At 42.7% G+C, this 25812-nt stretch carries 20 protein-coding genes; 6 read left to right on the top strand and 14 right to left on the bottom strand.

Annotation, left to right across the window (positions count from 1 at the left end):
• A partial coding sequence (locus M3P07_RS16265) for a Calx-beta domain-containing protein (protein WP_284042186.1) occupies positions 1-2909 on the bottom strand: 2909 nt, incomplete at its 3' end.
• Between the two features lie 448 nt (positions 2910-3357).
• Here M3P07_RS16265 and M3P07_RS16260 point away from each other — a divergent pair.
• Positions 3358-3906, top strand: a complete 549-nt coding sequence (locus tag M3P07_RS16260; RefSeq protein ID WP_249970979.1) for a ClpP family protease — start codon at positions 3358-3360, stop codon at positions 3904-3906.
• A gap of 226 nt (positions 3907-4132) precedes the next feature.
• The gene (locus M3P07_RS16255; RefSeq protein ID WP_249970978.1) at positions 4133-5491 is read left to right on the top strand and encodes an FAD-dependent oxidoreductase; all 1359 of its coding nucleotides are present in this window, start codon (positions 4133-4135) and stop codon (positions 5489-5491) included.
• 31 nt (positions 5492-5522) lie between these two features.
• Here M3P07_RS16255 and M3P07_RS16250 read toward each other — a convergent pair whose 3' ends face one another.
• Together M3P07_RS16250 and M3P07_RS16245 are read right to left on the bottom strand one after the other, a co-directional pair.
• Entirely contained in the window at positions 5523-6302 is a 780-nt protein-coding gene (locus tag M3P07_RS16250) for a zinc ribbon domain-containing protein (protein WP_249970977.1), read from the bottom strand.
• A 3-nt stretch (positions 6303-6305) separates the two neighbouring features.
• Positions 6306-7400 carry a Nif3-like dinuclear metal center hexameric protein gene (locus M3P07_RS16245; protein ID WP_249970976.1) on the bottom strand — a complete coding sequence of 365 codons (1095 nt, stop codon included), beginning with the start codon at positions 7398-7400 and terminating at the stop codon, positions 6306-6308.
• 47 nt (positions 7401-7447) lie between these two features.
• Between M3P07_RS16245 and lpxK the strand changes: the two genes are divergently transcribed.
• On the top strand, positions 7448-8446 hold the full coding sequence (lpxK, locus tag M3P07_RS16240) for a tetraacyldisaccharide 4'-kinase (RefSeq protein WP_249970975.1): 999 nt from the start codon (positions 7448-7450) through the stop codon (positions 8444-8446).
• Here lpxK and M3P07_RS16235 read toward each other — a convergent pair.
• From M3P07_RS16235 to M3P07_RS16195, 9 genes are all read right to left on the bottom strand, one after another.
• Positions 8443-10608 (bottom strand): tetratricopeptide repeat-containing hybrid sensor histidine kinase/response regulator, encoded by a 2166-nt coding sequence (locus tag M3P07_RS16235; RefSeq protein WP_249970974.1) that lies wholly within the window; start codon positions 10606-10608, stop codon positions 8443-8445. The genes lpxK and M3P07_RS16235 overlap by 4 nt on opposite strands.
• A 53-nt stretch (positions 10609-10661) precedes the next feature.
• Positions 10662-11672 carry a type I glyceraldehyde-3-phosphate dehydrogenase gene (gene gap, locus M3P07_RS16230; RefSeq protein ID WP_249970973.1) on the bottom strand — a complete coding sequence of 337 codons (1011 nt, stop codon included), beginning with the start codon at positions 11670-11672 and terminating at the stop codon, positions 10662-10664.
• Positions 11673-11698: 26 nt separating this feature from the next.
• Positions 11699-12574 carry a lipoyl synthase gene (lipA, locus tag M3P07_RS16225; protein ID WP_249970972.1) on the bottom strand — a complete coding sequence of 292 codons (876 nt, stop codon included), beginning with the start codon at positions 12572-12574 and terminating at the stop codon, positions 11699-11701.
• 62 nt (positions 12575-12636) lie between these two features.
• Positions 12637-13197, bottom strand: a complete 561-nt coding sequence (locus tag M3P07_RS16220) for an RNA polymerase sigma factor (protein ID WP_249970971.1) — start codon at positions 13195-13197, stop codon at positions 12637-12639.
• Positions 13198-13230: 33 nt separating this feature from the next.
• Positions 13231-13440 (bottom strand): membrane or secreted protein, encoded by a 210-nt coding sequence (locus tag M3P07_RS16215; protein WP_249970970.1) that lies wholly within the window; start codon positions 13438-13440, stop codon positions 13231-13233.
• A 73-nt stretch (positions 13441-13513) separates the two neighbouring features.
• Complete coding sequence (locus M3P07_RS16210; protein ID WP_249970969.1) at positions 13514-14272, bottom strand: anti-sigma factor domain-containing protein; 759 nt, start codon at positions 14270-14272, stop codon at positions 13514-13516.
• The gene (locus tag M3P07_RS16205) at positions 14269-14835 is read right to left on the bottom strand and encodes an RNA polymerase sigma factor (RefSeq protein ID WP_249970968.1); all 567 of its coding nucleotides are present in this window, start codon (positions 14833-14835) and stop codon (positions 14269-14271) included. Before M3P07_RS16205 ends, M3P07_RS16210 begins: the two co-directional genes overlap by 4 nt.
• A gap of 194 nt (positions 14836-15029) precedes the next feature.
• Positions 15030-16046, bottom strand: coding sequence for a UDP-N-acetylmuramate dehydrogenase (gene murB / locus M3P07_RS16200; RefSeq protein WP_249970967.1), 1017 nt, complete (start codon positions 16044-16046; stop codon positions 15030-15032).
• Positions 16046-17236, bottom strand: a complete 1191-nt coding sequence (locus tag M3P07_RS16195) for a pyridoxal phosphate-dependent aminotransferase (protein ID WP_249970966.1) — start codon at positions 17234-17236, stop codon at positions 16046-16048. The genes murB and M3P07_RS16195 overlap by 1 nt, the downstream gene beginning before the upstream one ends.
• 186 nt (positions 17237-17422) lie before the next feature.
• On the opposite strand from M3P07_RS16195, the gene M3P07_RS16190 reads away from it, so the two are divergent.
• Positions 17423-18721, top strand: coding sequence for an aspartyl protease family protein (locus M3P07_RS16190; RefSeq protein ID WP_249970965.1), 1299 nt, complete (start codon positions 17423-17425; stop codon positions 18719-18721).
• Between the two features lie 48 nt (positions 18722-18769).
• On the opposite strand, the gene M3P07_RS16185 is transcribed toward M3P07_RS16190, so the two are convergent.
• On the bottom strand, positions 18770-19159 hold the full coding sequence (locus M3P07_RS16185; RefSeq protein ID WP_249970964.1) for a DUF1573 domain-containing protein: 390 nt from the start codon (positions 19157-19159) through the stop codon (positions 18770-18772).
• Between the two features lie 197 nt (positions 19160-19356).
• Here M3P07_RS16185 and M3P07_RS16180 point away from each other — a divergent pair, with 197 nt between their 5' ends.
• Complete coding sequence (locus M3P07_RS16180; RefSeq protein ID WP_249970963.1) at positions 19357-21981, top strand: valine--tRNA ligase; 2625 nt, start codon at positions 19357-19359, stop codon at positions 21979-21981.
• A 230-nt stretch (positions 21982-22211) separates the two neighbouring features.
• Here M3P07_RS16180 and M3P07_RS16175 read toward each other — a convergent pair whose 3' ends face one another.
• A complete protein-coding gene (locus M3P07_RS16175; protein ID WP_249970962.1) occupies positions 22212-24728 on the bottom strand; it encodes a TonB-dependent receptor in 2517 nt (838 codons plus the stop codon).
• Positions 24729-24811: 83 nt separating this feature from the next.
• On the opposite strand from M3P07_RS16175, the gene M3P07_RS16170 reads away from it, so the two are divergent.
• Positions 24812-25810 carry a sensor histidine kinase gene (locus tag M3P07_RS16170; protein WP_249970961.1) on the top strand — a complete coding sequence of 333 codons (999 nt, stop codon included), beginning with the start codon at positions 24812-24814 and terminating at the stop codon, positions 25808-25810.
• Positions 25811-25812: the final 2 nt, after the last annotated feature.

Raw genomic sequence — 25812 nt, 5'->3', positions numbered from 1 at the left:
TTGTCATCAAGGATGGCTACGGTGACGTTGTGGGCCTCCCCGGCGTTCCCTGCAAAGGCAATGTTCCCTGTGGCCGAGGTCACGGTATAGTCACTGCCAGCGATTGCAGTTCCATCACTGATGTCAAAGTCCAGGTCAAAACCTCCCTGTACGTTTGCGTTCAGGCTGATGGTAAAGTCAGCGGTACCGGCGTCCTCGTCCACGTTGAAACCTGAAACCGATACACCGTTCCCGGCCCCACCTTCGTTATCGTTGATTGTTATCTCTCCAGAGTTGTCATTAATAGCGGGTGTATTGCTACCATTCGACAATTGGACGGTGAAAGCTTCTGTTGCTTCAATAATGTTGTCATCATTTATTGGAACTGAAATTGAAACCAATTCCCCATGCGTTCCATTAAAATTCAATGTGCCAGAGGTTAGGCTGTAATCCAAGGATTCTACAGCTGTTCCATCAGCAGTAGTATGATTTACTGTAAAACCACCAATTACTTCACCTACATGAAATACTTCCAAGGTGGCATTTCCAGCATCTTCATTTACCGCAATATCATTGATATATAAACCAATAGGGTCTCCATTTTCAGTAACAAAAATTTGTTGGGTATGATCAACGGAATTCCCTGTACAATCGGACGCAGTCCATGTTCTAACTATGGTATAGGTGGTACTTGTATTATCTCCAATATAAGTTTCAGAAAAACTTACACCAGCATTTGTATCACAATTGTCATTTGCAGTAAGTGTTTCTGCACTTGGAATCGCATTATAAGCGGCAACCGTATCCGAAGGAAGTGTTTCCACAAAGGTTGGAGCCGTGTTATCCTCCACGGTAATGGTCTGTACATGCTCGGCGGTATTCCCGGCACAGTCCTCTATGGACCATGTTCTGGTGATGATATAATCTGAAGGGCAGGAATCACCATCGGTAATCTGCTCATCAAAGGTCACGGAAACTGTTGCATCACAATTATCCGTAGCGGTCAATACGTCGGCTACCGGTACGCTGTCACAGGAAACTGTAGTATCTACCGGCAATGTCTCCACAAAGGTTGGAGCCGTGTTATCTTCTACAGTGATGGTTTGGGTAAAAGTTTCACTGGTTCTTCCACAAGCATCAGTAAACGTCCATGTATTGGTGTACGTTCCTTCTTCTGGGCAACTTGGGTTGGCAACAAAACTACCTGAAACCTTGTTCAAGGTGAAATTGCAAAACTCTGTTGCTGGCTCCAAGTTTTGGGCAGCATCTAGAGCATCTGAATCATCACAGGAAACCGTAGTGTCCAATGCGTTGTCCGCGGTGGACCAATTTACTTGATTGGGTTCGTTGATATCAACAACCGTAGGGTCAAAATTCCCGATTCCACAGCTATCCAAGGTTCCAGAACTTTGGGCAACTACGGGATTGGTATTGGTTACCCCACTAAAAGTAGCCGTAGCCTGCATAGCAAAGTTTGCTGAACAAGCTGTTTCCAAGAAATGGCATTGGTCCTTGACCTGAACATTGAAATCCAAAGTGTACATTGGATCTCCCACGTCAGTATTGCCGTTTGGAACAAAGAAACGCAGCTCTCTTGTAGACGTATTGAAATTGTAGGTCACCCCAGCCGGCAAAGACTCTGTATCTACAAAATCCACCTCTTGTGGAAGGGTGGTAAATATTTCCAAGTTCTGGATATCGTCGTTTCCGGAGTTTTCAACACTAAGTGTCATTTGAACGTTATCTCCAGGGTTAAAACCAGTACCCGAAGTTGAAGAGGTAAAGTTCAAAGCTCCAAGGCTGGGTTCATAAACCTCCACGCTCAATCCAAGTAAATAAAGACCATAACTTTCTTGATCGGAAGTAATTTTAAGCGTTGCGGACGTTTGGTTGTTGTCGATAAACTTGTTGCCCGTGTTCTGTAAATCAAAAACGGCAGCATCAAAACCTAAGGTGTTTGTACTTGCCGGATTTCTATTGGTAAAATCAGCGCCATCTATGGTGATTCGGCTGTTAAAGAAGTTATTGCTATCCCTAATAGGAGTGGAAATATTGGACCACGTACTGTTGGTGTCAAAGATTTGCAACTGGTCTCCTGAGATATCCCTGTCCCCCTCAAAAGAACCAAGAATGATATCTGCATTTACGTTTCCAGTTGGAACGGTTTGAAATCCATTAAAATCGAACTCAACCTCTCCTTCTGTTTTTGTGATATGTACGTAACCATCAAAAAGCGTAACGTTTTTTCCCGTCATGCTTGGATTTTCATACACGAAGACAATTTGCCATCCGCCGGAAGTACCTGTATGGGATCCAGAGTGTGAATATAAATCCCCTTCTGTAGCCTTTACGTTGGCCACCTGGAAATCTCCATAAGGGTTAGCCAAACCTTCTACATCCGATGTGATGTCCTTAACACAGATATAGGGATCGTTTACAAAGTGCTCGTCCCTACCTCTATAGATTACCTCATCGGCCGTTACCGTGGTATAGGAAGACTGCCCTGGTAACATCAGTTTCACCTGATTGTAGTTCCAAACAGGTTCAGAACCTCCGTTACCTGTATTGTCATCTACGGAATATTCCTTGTCCGCAGCTGCCCAATACAACAAGACCTTTTTGAAATTTAAACAGCTAAGGCTTGGTTCTGGATTTGAGAAATTGGCACTACTGGAATTAAAGGTGGAGTTGTCGGAATCGATATCCACAAACACGTTGTTGGAAAAATCGTGGTTACCATCTGTTCCGGTGTAGGCATTTGTCGCATGGCGTGAAAGCACATTATTTGCGATAATGGTAACATCACCTTTAATGGTTTCCGAATACCTTGGAGTAAAAGCCTTTTTAACTTGTCCTGTTAACGAAAAAGAGAACAACAATAAAAGAGAAACAATTACCGGGTTGAATGTAGAAGTAGTTTTGCTCTTCATAGGTTTAGATTTGAGGTGATCTGTAATTGGATCATCCAAACGTTATGAAAGCTTAACCTGCTAGGATTGGGTCACTAAAAATTTAATGGGAAATAAATCGCTGTAGGTTAAGGTTTTCATTGCTGGATTTGAATTATAGATTTGGGTTGATAATTCACTTCAAAGAAATGTAGGATAGGACGGATTTGAAAAGTTAGACGATATAGTAGTGGGTTAAATCGATGTATGACCCAATTTCCGATAAGGTGATAAAATCATAGATAACTGTCAGTCAATGACTTATATCAATGAAAATACCGTTAAACGTCATGGAATCCTCGATAAAATGCTGTTTAGGGGACTTTTCTTGAGCAGATGAAACGATTCTTTTCTTACAGGACTTTTCCGAAGATCTAGGGAATTTGGTTGATATAATTTGATTAATTTTGAAACTTTCAATAACTAAAGAATGAGTTCAAAAAAAGGAAAGGTAAACGAACAGATCCAGGAGAAATTATTGGACGAGCGTAAAGTGTTTTTATGGGGAATGGTGGATGATGATTCGGCAAAACACGTCATTGATCGCTTGTTGTACCTAGATTTGCAAAGCAACGACGAGATTCAATTGATTATCAATAGCCCCGGTGGTTATGTAACCTCTGGTTTTGCTATCTATGACACTATAAAACAAATTAAAAGTCCGGTTTCCACGGTATGCTCCGGTTTGGCGGCTTCCATGGGTTCCATTCTACTTTCGGTAGGGGAGAAGGGAAGACGTTTTATCCAGCCGCATGCCAGGGTTATGATCCATCAACCTAGCGGCGGTGCCCAAGGCCAAGCCTCTAATATTGAGATTCAAGCCAAGGAAATCATTAAAACCAAAGAATTGGGTGCCAAAATCCTTGCCGATAACTGTGGACAGGATTTCAATAAGGTTATGAAAGATTTTGATCGGGATTATTGGATGGATGCCGAAGAATCTGTGGAATACGGCATAGTAGACGGTATTTTGGAATAAAAGCCTTCTTAAAAGGGAAAAAGTCCTTCGCAATAAATTGTGAAGGACTTTTTATATATATGGACGCCGAAGCGGAATATTTAAACTATATACGTCAATTTTGGTGCCAAAAGTTTATCAGGCCCGAAAAAAAGGAAATACCCTTGCTATTCAGCATAGATGTTGACAGGAATTACAGCCTATTTTCCGTACTTTTATCAACTAACCTGAACGTGCCCACGGGCCTATGACACAGACTCCAAAAAATATTGCCATCATCGGTTCTGGATTGGTGGGTTCCCTGTTAGCAATTTATTTACGAAAAAAAGGACACCAGGTTACGGTTTTTGACCGTAGACCCGATATCCGCACAATAGAGTTTTCTGGGAGATCCATCAACCTGGCCATGAGCAATAGGGGATGGCGATCACTGCGAAAGGTGGGCTTGGAAGAAAGTATCAAGGAAATTGCGATTCCGATGGACAAACGGGCCATGCATGTGCAGGATAAGCCTGTTTATTATCAACCTTATGGGAAGGAAGGAGAAGCTATTTGGTCCATTTCAAGGGGAATTCTTAACCGAAAAATGATTGATCTGGCCGAAGAGGCCGGAACCCAATTTCGGTTTGATGAAAAAGTTTGGGATGTGGACCTCCCAGAAGCTAAGATATACACCGGAGAAACCGTTAAAAGTGCTTGGAAGGAGTACCAATTTGACTTGATATTTGGATGTGATGGAGCCTTTTCCCGGGTTCGGCACAAAATGCAACGCCGAAGTAGATTCGATTATTCCCAGAATTTTATTGATGTGGGATATAAGGAGCTTACCATCCCGCCCAATGCAGATGGTACCCATAAATTGGGTAAAAACTCATTTCATATTTGGCCCAGAGGCCAATTTATGCTGATTGCATTGCCCAATATGGATGGTAGTTTCACCTGTACATTGTTCTTGCCTTTTGAGGGCGAGGTTTCCTTTGAAAATATTACCACTGAGCAAGAAGCCAAGACTTTTTTCAAAACGTATTTTCCCAATGTCCGCAAGGAGATTGAGAATCTTACCCAAGATTTCTTCAAGAACCCAACGAGCGCCATGGTCACTATGAAATGCTACCCATGGACCTATTGGAACAAGGTGGCACTTGTAGGGGATTCGGCCCATGCCATTGTACCTTTTTATGGGCAGGGGATGAACGCCGGATTTGAGGACATTTACCAATTGGATGAGTTAATGGACCAGTATGGGGATGACTGGGACCGAATTTTTGAGGAGTACCAAAAATTGCGAAAACCCAATGCAGATGCCATTGCCGAGCTTAGCTACCGAAATTTTATCGAAATGAGCAGCAAAACGGCCGATCCCAAATTTCTGTTGCAAAAGAAGATTGAAAAGCATTTTGCAGCAAAGTATCCAGACAAATGGATTCCGGTTTATAGTAGGGTTACCTTTTCGGAAAGGCCGTATGCAGAAGCTTTGGCCATAGGGGACGAGCAGGAGATGATCATGAAAGAGGTAATGCAACTTCCCGAAATAGAGTCCAAGTGGGATTCTAAAGAAGTGGAGAACAAGATTTTAGAACTTCTTGAAAATAAAAAAGCCACCTAAAAGGTGGCTTACTTTATAATATTCTGAAAGCTTAGATTTTAGCAAAAAGCTCTTGCATCCTAGCTTGTTCTTCTTCCGCCAATAATGGATCTACCAAAATTCTTCCACTGTGTTCATCGGTAATGATTTTCTTTCTGGAAGCAATCTCTACCTGCACTTGTGGGGGAATTGTAAAGAAAGAACCTCCAGAGGCACCTCTTTCCACAGGAACCACTGCCAATCCGTTTTTTACATTGTGTCGGATTCGCTTGTAGGCCTGAACCAAACGCTCTTCTATTTTATCCTCGAATTCCTCGGATTTTTTCAAAAGCGCCTTTTCTTCTTTTTCGGTCTCGGCCAAAATCGCATCCAACTCACCTTTTTTGTGTTTTAGATGACCTTCCCTTTCGGATAGTTTTTCCTTGGTAGCGGCGACAACTTCTTTTTTCTGCTCAATTTGAGCCTTGAATTCCTTAATGTTCTTCTCTGCCAATTGGATTTCCAATTCCTGGAACTCTATTTCCTTGCTCAAGGAGCTGAATTCCCGGCTGTTTCGAACATTTTTTTGTTGTTCCGTATATTTTTTGATGAGGGTCTTGGATTCCTCAATCAGGTTTTTCTTGGCCGCAATCTCAAAATTCACGGTTTCAACGTCAGTCTTAAGCTTGTCCATTCTGGTCTTTAGCCCCAGTACCTCGTCTTCCAAGTCCTGTACTTCCAATGGAAGCTCGCCCCTAACATTGCGTATTTCATCAACCCTGGAATCGATAAGTTGAAGGTCATAAAGCGCTCTCAACTTTTCTTCCACGGTGTTTTCACTTTTTTTCGCCATAAATTATAAATACTTGATGGGATTTGTATTGCTCTCCGATAAAGAGATTGCAAAATTAGGAATTTTTTTGATAAGATAATCAACCAATAAATCTTTTGTAAACTGCTCAGTTTCAAAGTGCCCAATATCGGCTATGACCAGTTGCTTTTCGGCTTGGTAAAACTCGTGATATTTAATGTCGGAGGTAATAAATACGTCGGCTCCGGCCCTTTTTGCGGCACCAATGGCAAAAGCCCCGCTCCCTCCTAAAACTGCCACTTTTTTTACTTTATTACCGAGCAACTCGGAGTGTCGCACTACCGAAGCATACATTTTTTTCTTTACGGACATTAGAAAATCGGCTTCCTCCATCTCGTTTTCCAAAACGCCTACCATGCCCATGCCAATGTCTTGATTGACATTTTGAAGTGTTGTAATTTCATAAGCGACCTCCTCATACGGGTGGGAATCGAACAAGGTTTTTAAGATGTGTCTTTCCTTCTCGAACGAAAATATCATGTGGATTTGCTCTTCCTTTTCGAAATGGACCTTTCCTGTTTTTCCCAAAGTAGGGTTGGTTCCTTCTCCAGGTTTAAAGCTGCCCACACCTGCTGCGCTAAAGCTACAATCGCTGTAATTTCCAATTTCCCCGGCCCCGGCCTCAAATAAGGCTGATTTTAAAGTATCCACGGCTTCCAATGGGGCATAGGTGGTTAGTTTTTTGATGGTGCCTTGCTTGGGAATAAGGATTTTAGGGCTTTGGATGCCCAGCACCTCGCAGATTTTGGCATTGACTCCCATTTTGCTGTTGTCCAATGCAGTATGCATGCTGTAGATGGCAATATTGTTGGTGATTGCCTTGAGGACCACCCGCTCCACATAGGTACTTCCCGTTATTTTCTTTAATCCCTTAAATATGATGGGGTGGAAACTCACAATGAGGTTGCAATTTTTGGCAATGGCTTCATCCACCACGGTCTCCAGGGTGTCCAAAGTTACCAGCACGCCTTGGACTTTTTGGTTGGGATTTCCCACCAATAGTCCCACATTATCAAAATCCTCTGCATGCGAGAGGGGGGCAAGTTCCTCGAGAACGGTTGTGATTTCCTGTACGGTCATATGGTCCATGTTAACAGGCTAAAGATAAAATATTATATTTTCGCCCTATGCTTCAAATTCTTCGGAAAATAGCGTTTCCATTTTCCTTGATCTATGCCCTGGTCATCCATATTCGGAATTTTTTGTTCGATATTGGTGTTTTTAAGTCCAAATCCTATAATACCCCAACCATTTGCATTGGGAATTTAAGTGTTGGTGGTACGGGAAAAACGCCTATGATCGAATGTTTGGTTCGTATGTTGGAAGGTCATAAAGTTGCAGTGCTCAGTCGTGGGTATAGGCGTAAAACCAAAGGGTTCTTATTGGCTGACCAAACTTCCTCGGTTTCCGATTTGGGCGATGAACCCTTTCAAATCCATAAAAAATTCCCAAGTATCTATGTGGCAGTGGATGCCGATAGAAGAAATGGAATTGAACAGTTGGAGAAATTGGTCCACCCTGATGTCATTCTCTTGGATGATGCTTTCCAGCATCGGAAGGTGAAACCCACATTTTCCATTTTGTTGACATCGTATGGGAAGCTGTATTCCAAGGATTGGTACCTACCCACCGGAAATTTAAGGGATTCGAAAAGAGAAGCAAGACGGGCGAATTTGATTATTGTGACCAAATGCCCAATCATGCTTTCCCAGGCCGAAAAGTCCAAAACTATCCTTAGTTTGAAGCCAGCTGTGGGTCAAAAGGTGCTCTTTTCCAGTCTGGCCTATGCAAAACACTTCAAAAATACCGAAGGCAAGGAGGTTACTGCTTCAGAATTCAATGGGAAACAAATTGCTTTGGTCACGGGCATTGCCTCTCCAGCTCCATTGGTAAGCCATCTTAAGGATGAGAACTTCGAGTTTCAGCACTTACAATTTGGGGATCACCACGATTTTTCTCCAGAGGAAATCAACAGAATGAAGCAGTTTGATGTGGTGTTGACCACTGAAAAGGACTTTGTCCGGTTGCAAGGTAAATTGGAACAGTTGTACTACTTGGAGATAGCCCATGCCTTTGGGACGGAAGATCAGGCTTTATTGGAAAAAGCGGTGAAGGATCAGATTTAAACCAATCCCTCCATTTTTTTACGGAAAATATTCTCCCCAATTTTTTGGTAGAATACCTCAGGCTTAAAGGGTTTGGTGACCACATCGTTACATCCGGCTTCGTAGAAGCTATCCAAACTATCATCCAAAGAAATGGCTGTTAAGGCAATAATTGGAATATCCTGGTCAAATTTTCTAATCTGTCTGGTTGCCTCCTCACCACTGATACCCGGCATGTGAATGTCCATTAAAATGGCATTGTAGGTATTAGTCTTGGCCAGGTCAATCGCTTCGTTACCGTTATTGGCAATATCGCAGGTGATTTCCTTTTTGGTAAGCATCTTTTTGGTAATGACCTGGTTGATTTTGTTGTCCTCAACAATAAGCAGGTGCAGCCCTTTGAAATCAAACTCATCCGAATTGAGCTCAAAAGCAACGTCATCAATGGCGTTGGTATCACATTTAAGGTCCAGTTCAAAGAAAAAAGAGCTACCGTGACCTAGTTCACTTTCCAAATGAATCTTGCTGCCAAATAGACCCAAAAGACTTTTTACAATAGTCAAACCAAGGCCTGTACCACCATACTCCCTGTTTATTTGGATGGATCCTTGCTCAAAACTATCGAAGATGTTCTTTTGTTGGTCTTCGGAAATACCAATACCGTTGTCTTTGACTTCAAAGTAGAGCTTGACCTCGTCCTCTTCTTTGCGTAACATCTTGGCAATTACTTCAACCTTTCCTTCTTTGGTGAACTTGAGGGCATTACCCACCAAATTCATAAATATCTGGGATATTTTAATGGGGTCTCCCAGCAACTGAAGCGGGATGTTAGGATCGTAGTCCAGTACTAGGGTCGTATTGTTCTCGTTGGCATTTTGTTGTAGGGAGTCCACCACATCGGCCAGAACTTTTTGAAGTTTGAATTCAATATTGAGGGGCTCCAGCTTGTCGGCATCAATTTTATTGATCTGAAGAATATCGTTGATGAAGTTCAGCAGATAGTCCCCAGAAAACTTCAAGGATTTTAAATGTTCCTTTTGATGGTCGGCCGGATTTTCCTCTAATAACAGGTGGGTCAATCCCGTAACAGCGTATAATGGAGTTCTAAGTTCGTGTGTTACGGTTGACAAGAAATTGGTCTTGGCTTCCATGGCAGATACCGCAGAATCACGGGCAAGCTCCAATTCCCGGTTTTTTGTGTACAGCAGGTCGTTGGTCTTCAGCTTTATTTGATTGTTTCGGAATAGGGATACCGCCAACAGCGAGATAATGGTCAAAAATGCGGAGGTCAATATCAAGGTGATTTCCGAACGGCTTTTGGACTCACTCAGTTCTTCGTTTTTGGCAGTGAGCTTATTGATTTCGTTCATTTGGTGCTCGAACCGAATTTTGTCGGCGGTCTTCGTCTCCAGCTGTACTTTTTCGATATTGAAAATTGAATCCCGGATTTTTTCAAGCTCCTTTGTATATTTTAAGGCCTGGTCGTATTCGCCCGTTATTTCATAAATTTTGGAAAGACTTAGGTTGGAGGCCTTTACCTCTTTGAAAAAACCATGTTTTAGGGCGAGCTCAAGAGCAGCTTGTGAATGGATGATTCCTTCTTCAAGATCATTGAGCTCCATGCTTATTTTAGACAGCTGAAGGTTGGCCTTGGTAGCCAAATAGGCCCTTTCCTTGTCATCGGAGTTCACAATAAGGGCATGTAGATTTTTAATGGCATCTTCATACTTTTCGATATTGGTGAAGATGTAGGCCTCCAGCAATAGGATATTATTTCCTAGATTCCTGTTATTGCTGAGTTTTCTGGATTCTTCCAAGAGTTTGAGGGATTGGAAGTTGTTTCCCTCATCGAATCGGAGGGCTGCATCCAAATAGTTGTGGAAGGCCTGCCCATAGGAATAGGCTAGATCCTTTAGCAAAATACTTGCCCTGTCCCAATAAAATATTGTGGTTTCACGGTCACCTTCTTCCAAGAACAATCGTGCGTATTGGTGGTAAGTATCCAAGAGCAGCTTGGCGTCTTCATTGTTTTCCGCAATTTCTGCCGCCTGATCTAAGGTTTCCAAGGCTTTTTCCATCTTGTTTTGATGGCGGTAAACCATAAATTCATCAAAAATCTCCTGAACTTTGGCCGTGGAGCTAACATCACTTTGACCAAACGACACCTCAATGCAAAGGAACATGCATAAGGCAAAGCATCTTACAACGCCAAGATGTTTGTATAGAAGATTCGAGGTCAAACGTAACTTTTCTTTATATATAAAGCTATTAAATCAATTATTCTGGAGCAATATCCAGTTTCATTGTCGTACCATCCGATAATTTTCACCATTTTTCCAATAACGGAGGTCATCAAAGAATCAAACGTACAAGAATAATAACTATTGTTTATATCGATGGAAACAATGGGGTCTTCGGTGAAATGCAGTACGTTTTTTAGGTCGTTATTGGCGTAATACTTAAAAGTACTGTTTATTTCTTCAATTGAGGTATCTTTTTTGACATTGAAGGTTATATCGGTCAAAGAACCATTCGGTACAGGTACTCTTATACCACATCCCCCTATTACTTCGGATAAATCAGGAAAAATCCGGGTCAGCGCTTTTGCTGCTCCGGTAGTGGTTGGTATGATGGATTGACCAGCTGCCCGTGACCTCCGAAGATCGCGGTGTGGCCTGTCGTGCAAGCTTTGGTCGGATGTATAAGAATGCACGGTGGTAATATAGGCCTGTTCAATCCCACAAAGCTCTTTGACCACCTTGATCATTGGTGCAGCATTGTTAGTGGTGCACGATGCATTGGAGACAATCGTATCGTCTGGCCCAAGAATGTCCTCGTTGACCCCCAAAACCACCATTTTTATGCTCTCATCTGTGGGAGGAACGCATAAAATAACCTTCTTTGCGCCGTTTTTAACATGATAATCAAGGTCTAAGCGGGTCTTAAACTTCCCAGAGGCCTCTACAACAAGGTCAACATTATGGGCTGCCCAATTGATATGCTGCGGATGTCCATAGTTTAACACTACGGTACTTTGGCCATTGACACTGATGGAATTCCCGTTCGCAATAACCGCAGTCCCCAAGGTGCCATGTATACTGTCGTATTTTAAAAGATGGGCAAGAGTTTTGGCATCGGTAAGGTCGTTAATGGCCACCACATTGATATTGGGGTGGTTTTGGAGCAATCTAAAAAGTGTTCTCCCGATACGTCCAAAGCCGTTAATGCCAATGTTGATACTTTTCATTGTGGTAAAATATGTGGGGGTTGGTATTAATGGATATGTTTGTGGGCCTTGTACGAGGATCTTACCAAAGCACCACTCTCCACATGTCTAAAGCCCATTTTTAAACCAATTTCCTCATATTTTTTAAACTGTTCCGGTAATATAAACTCCTTAACGGGAAGGTGTTTCTTGGAGGGTTGAAGATATTGTCCAATGGTAACCACATCCACATCAACCTTGCGAAGATCTTCCATGGTCTGTATTACTTCCTCCTCCATTTCCCCAAGGCCTAGCATAATGCCCGATTTGGTCCTGTTAGCCCCATTTTTCTTGAGATAGTCCAATACGGCAAGACTTCTGTCGTACTTGGCCTGGATGCGTACCTCCCGGGTGAGCCTTTTTACGGTCTCCATATTATGGGAAATTACTTCAGGGGCCGCTTCAAGAATACGATCCAAATGGGTCTCGATACCTTGAAAATCGGGGATAAGGGTTTCCAGGGTGGTTTCCGCGTTCATTCTTCGGATGGCCTTGACGGTTTCAGCCCAGATAATGGACCCCATATCCTTAAGGTCGTCACGGTCCACTGATGTAACCACAGCATGTTTAATGTTCATGATCTTGATGGATCGAGCCACTTTTTCGGGCTCCGCCCAGTCCACACTCTCAGGTCGACCGGTCTTAACCCCACAAAAACCACAGGAACGGGTGCATATATTGCCCAGAATCATAAAGGTTGCCGTACCCTCGCCCCAGCATTCACCCATATTGGGACAACTTCCCGATGTGCAAATGGTGTGTAGGTCGTATTTGTCCACCAAACCCCTTAACTGGGTGTATTTTTTCCCGGTAGGAAGCTTTACCCTAAGCCATTTTGGCTTTCCTTTCGGAGGGAGAACGTTTTGTTCAGTGACTGTGCTCATACAAGAAATTTGAAGTGCAAAGATACGAAACTGGGTATGAAACCTATGCTTTGGATTGTTGGCTAATGCTTTTGGATAATCTCCGCCAAAAGTTTCTTTGCGCGCAGCAGTTTTACCTTAATATTATTGACAGGTTCGTTGAGTTCTTTGGCGATTTCCGCGTAACTCAATTCGTTAAAATAGCGCAGGTTAATGACTTTTTGATAGTGCGGCTTTAGCTTTTTTATGTCGCGAAGGAGGTTGGTCAGGTTTTGTTCGGTGATCAACTGGTCTTCCACGGAGGGGGATTCGTCAAGCACCTTTCTTACTTCGTCCCCATGGTTGTCCATTTCGTCCAAAAGGCTCCTTTTCCGCTTACGAATGAGGTCTACATGGAGGTTTTTGGAAATGGTGATGAGCCAGGTCTTGAATTCATAGGATTCGTCATAGGAATCAATTTTATCGAAGGCCTTGGAAAAAGTGCGAATGGTAATGTCCTCGGCATCGTTCTCATTCTTTGTGCGCGCCAACTGGAAGGCATACACTTCGTTCCAAAAGGAATCCAATAGCAGGCTAAAGGCCATTTGATTGCCGTTTTTGGCTTTTTGAATGTTCTCCTTGATGGATTGCTCCGTTTTGTTCAAAAAATCGAGATATTACCGAGGTGGTTAAATGCGCTATTGCAGCTCAGGAACGGAATCTTTTTTGCATTCCTGTTCGCTGGGAAGTTTACCACAATAACCACAGGCTTCACCTTCATTGTTCAAATACGGGTTTTGGCTTGCGCAGGTACCGGCGAATTTACCGTCCTTTTTGGACCAAATCTTTATGGCTATGCCTGCAAAGGCAAGCCCTAAGAGACCGATGGTCAGTAGTGCTAACTTCATATTCCAGCTTTTGTGCAAAGGTACAAAATACCCTGTTAAAGCGGTGGAAGGCTAGGCTATTTTAAACAAAATCTTAATAGTTGATGTTTGCCACTATATTCTTGACGGTTGGCGAAGTGTTCCCACCTTCAGGCTCAATAGTAATATAACCAATGGCATTATCTGCATAAGGAAGGGCCAAAAGCTTGTCCTTGTCCTCAAACTGTTTGATAACACCAAGGTTGACCAATTCCCCATTGACTTCGGCCCACATCTGGAAGCATTTGTTTTCCGGGAGTTCCGGTACGTTGCTCACATTGATATAGGACAGCTTTTTTACAGGATTGATATAAGCAATGGCCTTAAGTTCCTTGGCTTCCTTTTTTCCTTTTAAGGTATACCTTTTGGTAGCGGGGTTGTTCAGTACAATAAATTGGTTACGAACATCCTCCAATTGGTTTTTCATGTTTTCCTCCAGATATTTTATCTGATTGGTCACCAAGGTATTTTCCTTTTGTAGGTTTTGGTTTTGGTTCCAGAAGAAGTACGAAGCACCAGCTAGGATCAAAATGGCAACGCTGGCCGCAATCCCATAGCTGAAAAACCTTCGGCTTACCGCCTTTTCCTTTTTGGCACTGTGCAAAATGATTTCTTTTAGACCTTCAGGGGTATTTCGGGCATACATTTTAGCAAAGGCCTCTAAATTGTCTTGCAGATGATTATAGGTTTCCCGGACTTCCGGGTACATAGCAATATACCTTTCAGCTTGAAGGGCCTCTTCTTTAGAGATATCCCCAATAAGGTATTTTTCCAATATATCGGAATCCAGAAATCGTTGTACTTTTTCTTTCATAACCATAAATTTATTAGCAGGAGAAGTGCCATTGAGGTGCCGTAAATTTTGCCGAGCTCCCGCAAACCAATTTTTAATCTGGACTTGATGGTCCCTAACGGAATTTCAAGTTCGTCACTGGCTTCTTGCTGCGTCATGCCCTCAAAAAACAGGGCTTCCAGCACAATACGGTACTTATCCTCAATTTTGTCCAAGTTCTCTTGGACGTCCATAAATTCGGGCTTAATGCCACTTACTCCTAGGTTATATACGTCAGAAACGTCCATTTGGACTTCTTTGTCTGCTTTATTGTTGATACTTCTGAGTTTGTCGATGGCCGTGTTTCTGGTAATTCGAAACAACCATGTGAACAATTTGGCCTTGGAGGCATCATAAGAATCGGCTTTCTTCCAGATTTTCACAAAACTCTCCTGAAGTACGTCTTGGGCCAATTCTTCATCCTTTACCACCTTGTAGGCCACCCCGAACAGAGTATCCCCGTAATTATCGTACAAAAGTGATATGGCCTTATCGTCCTTCTCAGCGAGCAAGGAAACAATATGTCTTTCAATTAGTGTACTCATTCAGGGATTGTTGGCTAAATTTTTTGGGGGTAAAAATCTAAAATAAACTTTATCTCGTATATACGGTAACGCTAAGTTAGAAAATCGATTATTCGACGGCGAAAAAATATTAGAAAAGAATAAACCTCGTAGAGGATTTAAAATTTTGGTTAGTTTGGTTTGGTATAACCCCTGTTATTGATGCAATGCAGGGGTTATTTTATGATATTCACTTCCGGAGAAATGTTGATTTTGAACTTATTGGAAACTTCTGATTGGATTTTTTTCGCTAATTCCAAGATTTCCTGACCTGATGCGTTTCCGTGGTTGACCAATACCAAGGCCTGTTTTTCATGCACCCCAGCGTCCCCGAAACGGGCCCCCTTAAATCCGCATTGCTCAATGAGCCATCCTGCCGGAATCTTGTATTGATTCTTATCGACTTTGTAAAAAGGGGCTTCCGGATGCTTTTTTTGAAACTTTTCAAAAGTGTTCTTGGATATAACCGGGTTCTTGAAAAAGCTTCCGCTATTTCCCAGTTTCTTGGGGTCGGGCAGTTTACTTTGTCTGATTGAAATCACGGCATCGGAAATGTCTCTAATACTCGGGTACACCACCCCTTTTTGCTTCAGCTCCCCTTCAATAGCCCCATACCCGGTATTCAGTTGATGATCTTTTTTGGTCAACCGCAAGGTCACTGATGTAATAATGAATTTTCCCTTGCCTTCATTCTTAAAATAGGAGTCCCGATATCCAAATTTGCAGGCTTCGTGGTCAAAAGCAATAAGTTCCATGGTTGCCAATTCCATGGCCGCACAACTCACAAACACATCCTTCAACTCCACGCCATACGCCCCTATATTTTGTATTGGTGCGGTGCCCACGTTTCCTGGGATTAGGGAGAGGTTTTCCAAACCTCCGTAACCCTTGTCCAAGCTCCACAGGACCAGCTCGTGCCAGTTTTCACCAGCCATTACCTTTACCTGCACCTCATTCTCGGTTTCCTCAACCACCGAAATACCCTTTAAGTTGATGTGCATCACCAAGGCATCAACATCTTGGGTAAGCAGAATGTTGCTTCCACCGCTCAAAATAAATTTGTTGGGATACGCCTGTAACTCCAGAACCCGCTGTAACTGCGCAAGCCCATTGATTTCCACAAAGGAATGGGCCTTGACGTCTATGCCAAAGGTGTTATAATCTTTTAGGGATGTGTTTTCCTTAATTTCCACTACTCGTTATACGCTTGTAAAGCAGCACCCAAAATTCGGACCGCTTTTACCAATTCCTCCTTTTCAAGTACATAGGCTATCCTGATTTGGTTTTTTCCCAATCTGGGTGTTGCATAGAACCCAGCAGCAGGAGCGACCATAACGGTTGCCCCGTCCATTTCAAATTTTTCCAATAGCCATTGGGCAAAATCATCAGAATTGGAAATAGGGAGTTCAGCAACGCAATAAAATGCACCTTGTGGCACCGCCACCTTGACTCCTTCAATTTTTTGAAGCTCGGAAACCAATATATTTCTGCGTTCCACATATTCCGTGATTACGGCATCAAAGTAAGACTGTGGGGTTTCCAAGGCAGCTTCGCTGGCTATTTGCGCAAAAGTGGGTGGGGACAATCTCGCTTGGGCAAATTTTAAGGCGGTTTGAATCACCTCCTTGTTCTTGGACACCAAACATCCGATACGCGCACCACACATGCTATACCGCTTGGAAACAGAATCTACCATAATGGCATATTCCTCCAATCCTGGTTCCTGCAGAATGGAATAGTGTTCCCTGCCGTCATAGGCAAATTCCCGATATACCTCATCCGCAATTAAAAAGAGGTTGTGCTTCTTGGCAAGGCCGGCCAGTTGCTGGATTTCCGCTTTGCTGTACAGGTACCCCGTAGGATTTCCTGGATTGCAAATCAAGATTGCCTTGGTTTTTGGGCTGATCAACTTCTCAAAATCCGAGATCGGGGGCAGACCAAAGTTGTTTTCAATACTGGAGACAATGGGAACCACCTTTACTCCGGATGCCGTGGCAAAGCCATTGTAATTGGCGTAAAAGGGTTCAGGAATTATTATTTCATCCTCGCTGTCCATAATGGTGCCCATGGCAAAGGATAGGGCCTCGGAACCCCCGGTGGTAACAATAATATCTTGTGCCTCAACCTGTATCTGGTTCTTGGCATAGTAATCCGAAATCTTTTTGCGATAGGTCTCGGAACCCTCTGTCATGCTATAAGCCAAAACTTCAATGGCATGGTTACGTACAGCATCCAAGGCCACCGCAGGCGTTTTAATGTCCGGTTGTCCAATATTCAAATGGATGACATGTGTCCCCCTTTTTTTGGCTTCTTCGGCATAGGGAACCAATTTACGAATGGGGGAGGCGGGCATCAGCTTCCCTTTTTCAGAAATTCTTGGCATGCATTAAATTTTAGGCAAAAATGAGAAAACCAACACTGGCAAACAACTCATTGGAGCAATATTTAGGGGGTTATCGGAATGTTAAATTAAAACAAACGTCTACCATTAATTTGTATATTTAGTAAGCATAATCCGTTTTGACTAAGAAAATTGAAAAGAAACCTGCTAATTTTTGCGCTTTTTTTGATGCTGACACCATTTTTGGTTTCGGCACAGGGCTTTAAGTTGCCCAAGCATCAGAAGTTCGAGAGAGTTGGGTTTAAAATGATCAATAACCTTATTATAATCCCTGTGGAAATAAATGGGGCGGAATTGACCTTTGTGCTGGATTCCGGGGTCAGCAAACCCATTTTATTCAACCTGTCCGATCAAGACTCCATCCAAATCAATAATGTATCCGAAGTGACTATAAGGGGACTTGGGGATGGTGAGCCAATGAAGGCCTTGAGCTCTATGGGTAATACCTTTAAATTGGGCAAGGCCAAGAATTACAATCAAGATTTATACGTGGTGTTGGACAAGGAAATCAACTTTTCCACTTCCCTGGGAATTCCGGTCCATGGCATTTTAGGTTACGACCTTTTTCGGGATTTTGTGGTGGAAGTCAACTACGGAGCGGAAACCCTAAAACTGCATAACCCGGATTTGTACAAACCTTCCAGGGGCAACAGATCACAAACGCTCCCCATTACCATAGAACGGAAGAAAGCATATGTGGAAGGTACCGTATTGATGGAGGATGAGGACGATGTTCCGGTAAAACTGTTGGTGGATACAGGTAGTAGTGATGCATTATGGCTGTTTCACCAACCCGAAAAGGGCCTGAATATCCCAGAAAAAAATTACGAGGATTATCTCGGTAGAGGCCTTAGCGGCGACATTTTTGGAAAGCGGGCGAAGGTGAACGGTATCAAAATTGGAGATTTTGAGCTCAAAGATGCCAAAGCTGCCTTCCCCTATCGGGAGTCATTCGGATTTATTAAAAATCTAGGGGATCGAAATGGTAGTGTTGGCGGGGAGATTCTAAAGCGTTTCAACATCGTTTTTGATTACAGAAGAGGGCAGGTTACATTGAAAAAGAATGGCAACTTTAGGGCCCCATTTCAATACAATATGGCTGGAATTGCCTTGCAGCACAACGGATTACGTTATATAGCTGAGAGTATTGCGGATTTCAGGGGTGTGGTTCAAAACGACGAATCAAACTTTGGAAATGTCCAGATTTTGCTGGAAAACAAAACACGATTAAGTTTAGTGCCTGAGATTATTGTATCCGGTATTAGGGCCGGTAGCCCTGCTGCGGAAGCCGGACTTCAGGCTGGTGATGTGATCTTGGCCGTCAACGGAAAAAGAATACATCGATATAAACTTCAGGAAGTACTAAAAATGCTTAACGAGCGGGAAGGAAAACGGGTGCGCGTGCTCATTGAACGCTATAATCGAGACTTGCTCTTCTCCTTTGTACTGAAAAAGGTATTCGACTAAAATAAAAAAGCCCCGGTTCCGGGGCTTTTTCTTTGCTTTATATACTCTTTATTTCGCGCCTTCCGCCTTTACGGTGCCCTTAATTTTAAGCACCTTTGTAGGGGTGTCCGCGTTGGATGTTACTGTGATGGCCTTTCTAATGGGGCCGACCCTTTTAGTGTCGTATTTTACTTCAATTTGTCCTGTCTTACCAGGTAAGATAGGTGCCTCTGGCTTTTTTGGAATCGTGCACCCACAGCTCGATTTTACATTACTGATCACAAGGGGAGCAGTTCCCGTGTTGGTAAATTCAAAAACCCGAACACCGTCACTACCTTTTTCAATTTCACCATAGTCAATGGTCTCGTTCTTAAATTCAATCTTTGCTGTAGCATCCTGGGCATAAATTCCTAGGGAAAGAAGCCCTACAAACAACATGAGTACAGTTTTTTTCATCATTTCTAGTTTTGGGTGAATATCAAAAGTAGATGTTTTCACACCTGCTTCCAAAATTCTTTTGTTATGTAATAACGTTACTTATTTTTGTTTCGTATTTCAGGATTGGCTCTCAGCCGAAGAATTGCGTTAAATTAACATGGCGACTCTCCTTCAAAAATCCAATCCAGGTCCAAATAAGTCAAAAACTATACCGAAAAATGGAAATTCCATCAAAATATGAGCCCAATAGGGTAGAGGAGCACTGGTATGCCTACTGGATGAAGCATGACTATTTTAGTTCAAAACCAGATGAAAGGGAGCCCTTTACCATTGTAATTCCGCCACCAAATGTTACCGGGGTCTTGCACATGGGGCACATGCTAAACAACACCATACAAGATGTGTTGATCAGAAGAGCTAGATTATTGGGTAAAAATGCCTGCTGGGTACCCGGAATGGACCATGCTTCCATCGCAACGGAGGCCAAAGTGGTGGCCAAATTGAAAGATGAGGGCATTGACAAGGCCGATTTGACGCGGGAAGCGTTTTTGAACCACGCCTGGGATTGGACCAACGAATATGGGGGCGTTATCCTCCAGCAACTTAAAAAATTGGGCTGTTCCTGCGATTGGGATAGAACAAAATTCACGATGGATGACGATATGTCAGCCTCTGTGATCAAGGTTTTTGTGGATTTGTATGAAAAAGGCCTGATTTACCGCGGATATCGAATGGTAAATTGGGATCCACAAGCCAAAACAACCCTTTCGGATGAAGAGGTAATCTACGAAGAGCGTCAGGGGACACTGTATTACCTGGCCTACCAAATTGAAGGTTCTGATGAAAAAGTGACCATTGCAACAACCCGACCGGAGACGATTTTAGGAGATACGGCCATTTGTATCAACCCAAATGATGAACGATATGGCCATTTGAAGGGCAAAAAAGCCATTGTACCCATTTGCAACCGGGTAATTCCCATTATTGAGGACGAATACGTGGATATTGAGTTTGGTACAGGTTGTTTGAAAGTAACTCCTGCCCACGATGAAAACGACAAGAACCTTGGGGACAAGCACAAGTTGGAAGTTGTGGACATCTTTAACGAGGATGCAACCCTGAATTCCTATGGACTGCATTACCAAGGAAAGGACCGATTTGTGGTCCGAAAGGAGATTTCAAAGGAATTGGAAGAAAAAGGCTTCTTGGTAAAGACCGAGCAGCATACCAACAAAGTGGGCACCTCGGAGCGGACCAAAGCCGTAATCGAGCCGAGACTTTCCGATCAGTGGTTCCTAAAAATGGAAGGTTTGGCAAAACCTGCCCTCGAAGGGGTGCTGAAGACTAATGATATTAAGCTGTACCCCAAAAAATTTGAAAACACCTATCGCCACTGGATGGAAAATATTCGGGATTGGAACATTTCCCGTCAATTGTGGTGGGGCCAGCAAATTCCAGCCTATTACTTTGGGGATGGGAAGGATGATTTTGTGGTTGCAGAGACTAAGGAAGAAGCTCTCACAAAGGCCCAATCCAAAAATCCAAGCATCCAAGCATCCGATTTACGTCAAGATGCAGATGTTCTGGACACCTGGTTCTCCTCATGGTTGTGGCCCATCAGTGTTTTTGGGGGAATTTTGGAGCCCGATAACAAGGAAATTGGGTATTACTATCCCACCAGCGATTTGGTAACTGGACCCGATATCCTGTTCTTTTGGGTGGCCAGAATGATTATTTCTGGGTACGAGTACCAAGGTAAACGTCCTTTTGAAAATGTATACCTGACGGGCTTGGTAAGGGACAAACAGCGCAGAAAAATGTCCAAACAACTTGGAAATTCTCCGGATGCACTAAAGTTAATTGAGGATTTTGGTGCTGATGGGGTTCGTGTTGGACTTTTATTGAGCTCCGCTGCCGGGAACGACCTGATGTTCGACGAAGCACTTTGTCAACAAGGGAAAAACTTTGCGAATAAGATTTGGAACGCATTTCGTCTGGTAAAAGGATGGGAAATAGCGGATATTCCACAGCCGGAAGCTGCCAAAACGGGAATTAATTGGTATAGTGCCAAGCTTAACCAGACCGTAGCGGAAATCGAAGATCATTTTTCCAAGTACCGAATTTCAGATGCTCTGATGGCGATTTACAAACTGGTATGGGATGATTTCTGCTCTTGGTTGTTGGAAATTGTAAAACCCGCGTACCAGAGTCCAATTGATAGAACTACCTATAACGCAGTAATCCGTTTGTTCGAAGAAAATTTGAAGCTGCTGCACCCATTTATGCCATTTTTGACCGAAGAGGTTTGGCAGCATATTGCGGATCGTACTCCCGAACAAGCATTGATTGTATCACAATGGCCAACAATGGAAGAGGCCAACACTTCTTTGATATCAGGTTTTGATTTTGCTTCTGAAGTAATATCCGGAATAAGAACCATCCGAAAAGAAAAGAATATTCCTCAAAGAGAAGCCCTTGAACTTTTCGTTTTAAATAGCGAAAAAATAAGTGGCGCTATGGATGCCATTATCACAAAACTGGGTAACCTTACAAATATTGAAATGGTAGAAGCTCCTTTAGATGGCGCATTGAGCTTTAGGGTAAAAAGCAACGAGTATTTTATTCCTATGGGTGGTGCTATTGATATTGAGGCCGAAATCAAGAAAATTACCGAAGAGCTGAACTATACCCGAGGGTTTTTACAATCGGTACAAAAGAAGCTCAGCAATGAACGCTTTGTCAATAACGCTCCGGAAAAAGTGGTGGCCATGGAGAAAAAGAAAGCCGCCGATGCCGAAGCCAAGATTGAAACCTTGGAAAAGAGCTTAGCAAGTTTGGGGTAATTTCCTAAATCTGTTTTTGATTTTATTTGTTTGGAGCTTGGAGCTTGGAGCTTGGAGCTTGGAGCTTGGAGTTTGGAGCTTGGTTAGCAATGGAAAATTAAAAATGAAAAATTGAAAGTTGTTAACTGTCCATGCGAGTTTGGTGCTTCGTACTTAGATTTTGGATTTTGGATTTTGGATTTTGGAGCTTGGTGCTTGGAATTTGGGGCTTGGAATTTAAACCCTGCTACCTAGCGTCTTCTTCCACCCGAGTACTGCATTGCCTCACCCTTACCAAAACCATAACTAAAGCCAAAGGCTATAAAACGCCCACGTAAACGACGGCTATAAGATTCAAAATCCGCCTGGGCTATCTCACTCTCGCTGATTCGGGAAGCAAACACATCTCTGACACTTAAATTCAGGATGGCTTTGCCTTTCATCAATTTTTTGCGTAATCCCATGTTCATATAGGCATATCCATTTGTTTCACCTTGGAAAGTCCGGTAGCTGGATCGGTAATTTCCGGTTACCTCCATATCGATGTCTGCTGGAAATTTTACTTTGGACATTAACTTGGAGGTCCATCGGTCGGCATTGAAATCAAAAACAGTTGATTCAAAGGTGCCTTCTCTTGTAAACTGGAAATAATTGAAATCTGCATTCAAAGTCAGCCATTTTGCAGGACTGTATTTGGTATTGAATTCAATCCCAGTTGTCCTGTTGGTTCCAATATTTTCAGGTTTTCGGGTTGTTACATTGTTCTCAAATGTAGAAACACGCTCAATAACGTCGGTAGTATATCTATGGTAAATACCTAAATTCAATGCCGTTTTTCCAACAAAAAAGATACCTGTGAGTTCGTACGAATCCGTGAACTCTGGCATGAGGTTGGGATTCCCTTGGCGGATGTTAAAGTTGTTTCTAATGTTGAAAAACGGATTCAAATCCCAAAGCCGTGGTCTATAAATGCGCTTCGAATATCCTGCTTGTACCGAAACTTTCTCAGAGAATTTATAGGAAGAATGAGCACTTGGAAACAAATTGGTGTAATTCTGGGAATTATCTTCACCGGTGTTGGTCAACAAGGTATTCAAATTGGTTTGCTCTAATCGCACTCCAGCTTTCAATCCCCAAGTTTTGCCTTCAAAGGCTCCGGTTGCATAGGTACCTAAAACCTTTTGGTCAAATTCAAAATTGTTGGTTAATCCTGGGTCTATCACAAAATCCCCATTGATCCAATTTTGTACCTCATAATCGTTACTCACATCATTGATTACGTATTGTGCTCCTGTTTCCACGGTCCATTCGTCGGTAAACGGTTTGGTGTAATCCAATTTGAACGTAAAAACAGCTTCCTTGAAATCTGTTCGAGTTAACTGGGAATCATCATTGTTTGCTCCAGAAATAGTAGTGTCCGTAAACTCAGAAGATTGATCTTTCCCAAAGAAATTCCCCAATGCACTGAACAGTAAAGTATGGTCCTCATTACCCTCAAAATCCTTTTTGTATTGCAGTTCATATCTGAATTTGGGATTGGTGGCATCCGTGACCTCGGTTCGTTCCCATTCAGAAGTTACCGTTTGGTCGCCTTCCAAGGTCGCAAAATTGGTAGTGGAGGGCTGATCTTCTATTTCTAAGGCAAAATTCCCAGATAAGGTCAAAACACTGGTAGGGTCAAAATAATAGTCCGTGCCCAAAACAAAATTGTAGTAGGTTTCATTCCGGAATTCTTCACCTGCGGTAATCACAGAGGTATTGTTCACCAAATCGGTATTCCTGCTTTCCACTTCGTTGGGTCCTTCACGGTAGCCCGCACCCAATTGAGTGAACAAGTTGAATTTTTCAGTCCTGCGGTTTAGGCTAATCCCAACACTATGACTGTCAGGAGCACCGGTGTTTACGGAAACAGACCCGTTTAGACCTTTCCGTTGTTCCTTTTTGATAACGATATTGATAATCCCAGAAGTTCCTTCGGCATCGTACTTTGCGGAAGGATTGGTGATGACTTCCACACGATCGATCATATCTGCGGTAATGGTGCCTAAGGCATTGCTTTCGTCACTGGATATAATGGACGGCTTTCCATTGATAAGCACCTGAACTCCTTGACTTCCACGTAGACTGATTTGTCCCTCGATGTTCACATTCACACTGGGGACATTGTTTAATACTTCCAAGGCACTGGCTCCGGTACTGCTCAAGTCCTTACCCACGTTAAATACCCGTTTATCCAATTTAAATACGGTTTTCGAGACTTCTCCTTCTACGACTACTTCTTCCAGTTGCTGCGCGTCTTCCGATATTTCAATGGTGCCTAAATCAACCTTACCACCCACATCTTGTCGGGGTTTGAGCGTTCTCTTTTGATAACCTATAAAACTAATTTCGAGGTAATAGTTGGTAGCAGTAGTTTCCAATTCAAAGGAACCATCTTCCAAGGTGGTTGTTCCTGATATACCTTGTTGTGTATCGTTGTCGGCTATCATTACTGTAGCATAGGCCACCGGCTGTCCTGTGGTTTTATCTACGACCTTACCGGTGAACACAGTGCTTTTTTGCTGTGCCTCTATAGCGCAAATAGTAAAGGCGATACAAAGAATAGAAAGGAAAAACGATTTTTGGTTCATAACCGATGTGATACTTTTTAATTGACTACGACAAAGATGATATGGAATCTCATAATCCAAGCTGTAAATTCTGCGAACAACAGGCATTCTACCGCAATCGACATACTCTATCTGAATTTGGGTCGAAGTGCTGTTCACCGCATTCTTTTGGTTGTTGAAGGCATATTTTTTCTTTTGTTACCTTATGGCAGATAATTTTGGTCGCAAATAAAATTAAAGGTTTGATTCCACGCAAAGAGCTCATTTTTCAGATTGTCCTGCACTTGCTGGTCTTTTTGTTCTATTCCTACGATAGAAGACATCCGGAAATTGATATTTATGAGATAACATTTTTCATAAGCTATATACTTGCTGGCGTGGTGATTACCTACTATTTGATGCCTAAATTTTTGTACCAAAAAAAGCATTGGAAGTTTTTTGGAAGTGTCCTCCTCGTTATTGTAGGTGTAATTCTGTTGGAAGAATTGGTGCTGGAACAGATTTTTTTCCCGGGAACCAAGCGAGCCCAAGCTTTTCCAGGGGTTTACTATGCTTTGTTTGAGGTTGTGCCGGTTATCGCCATCTTATGCGGATTCAAATTTGGGTGGGATGCATTACAAAAACAAAAGCTTATAGACGAGTTACAAGGGGCCATGCAGGAGAGTGAACTGCAATTTCTCCGCTCGCAGATTAACCCACATTTTTTATTCAATAACCTAAACAACCTGTATTCATACGCCTTGGAAAGCTCTCCGAAAACCCCGGAGATTATATTGGAGTTGAGCGGGGTATTGCGTTATATGCTATATGAGTGCAAGGAAAAATATGTCCCTTTGAAAAAAGAATTGGAACAACTAGGTAATTTTATCAAGTTGTACCGGTTGCAAATCGAGGACAGGGGAAAGGTTCAGTTTAGAGTTGATCAAATCAAGTCTGGATTCAAGGTGGCTCCCTTGATTTTGATTGTTTTCATTGAAAATGCCTTCAAACATAGCCAGTCCGGGCAGTCCTCGAACATCGAAATTGATATAAACGTAAGTCAGAAAGGTAATCAGCTCCAATTTGAATGCAACAATAACTTTGAGCCGAATACAAATTTGGATTCCGTAGCGAACGGAATTGGCCTAAAGAATGTAAAAAAACGCTTGAATCTGCTCTATCCTGGGCGGCACAAGCTCCAAGTGAAAGAAGGTGATAATCAATTTTCGGTGGTGCTGACCATGGAATTGGAGAAAGCTTAGTA

Origin of the sequence: Flagellimonas myxillae (genome assembly GCF_023502235.1) — a bacterium.
Classification (GTDB): Bacteria; Bacteroidota; Bacteroidia; order Flavobacteriales; family Flavobacteriaceae; genus Flagellimonas; species Flagellimonas myxillae.
The sequence above is the reverse complement of the archived record's forward strand: the minus strand, read 5'-3'. Positions and strand labels throughout refer to the sequence as shown.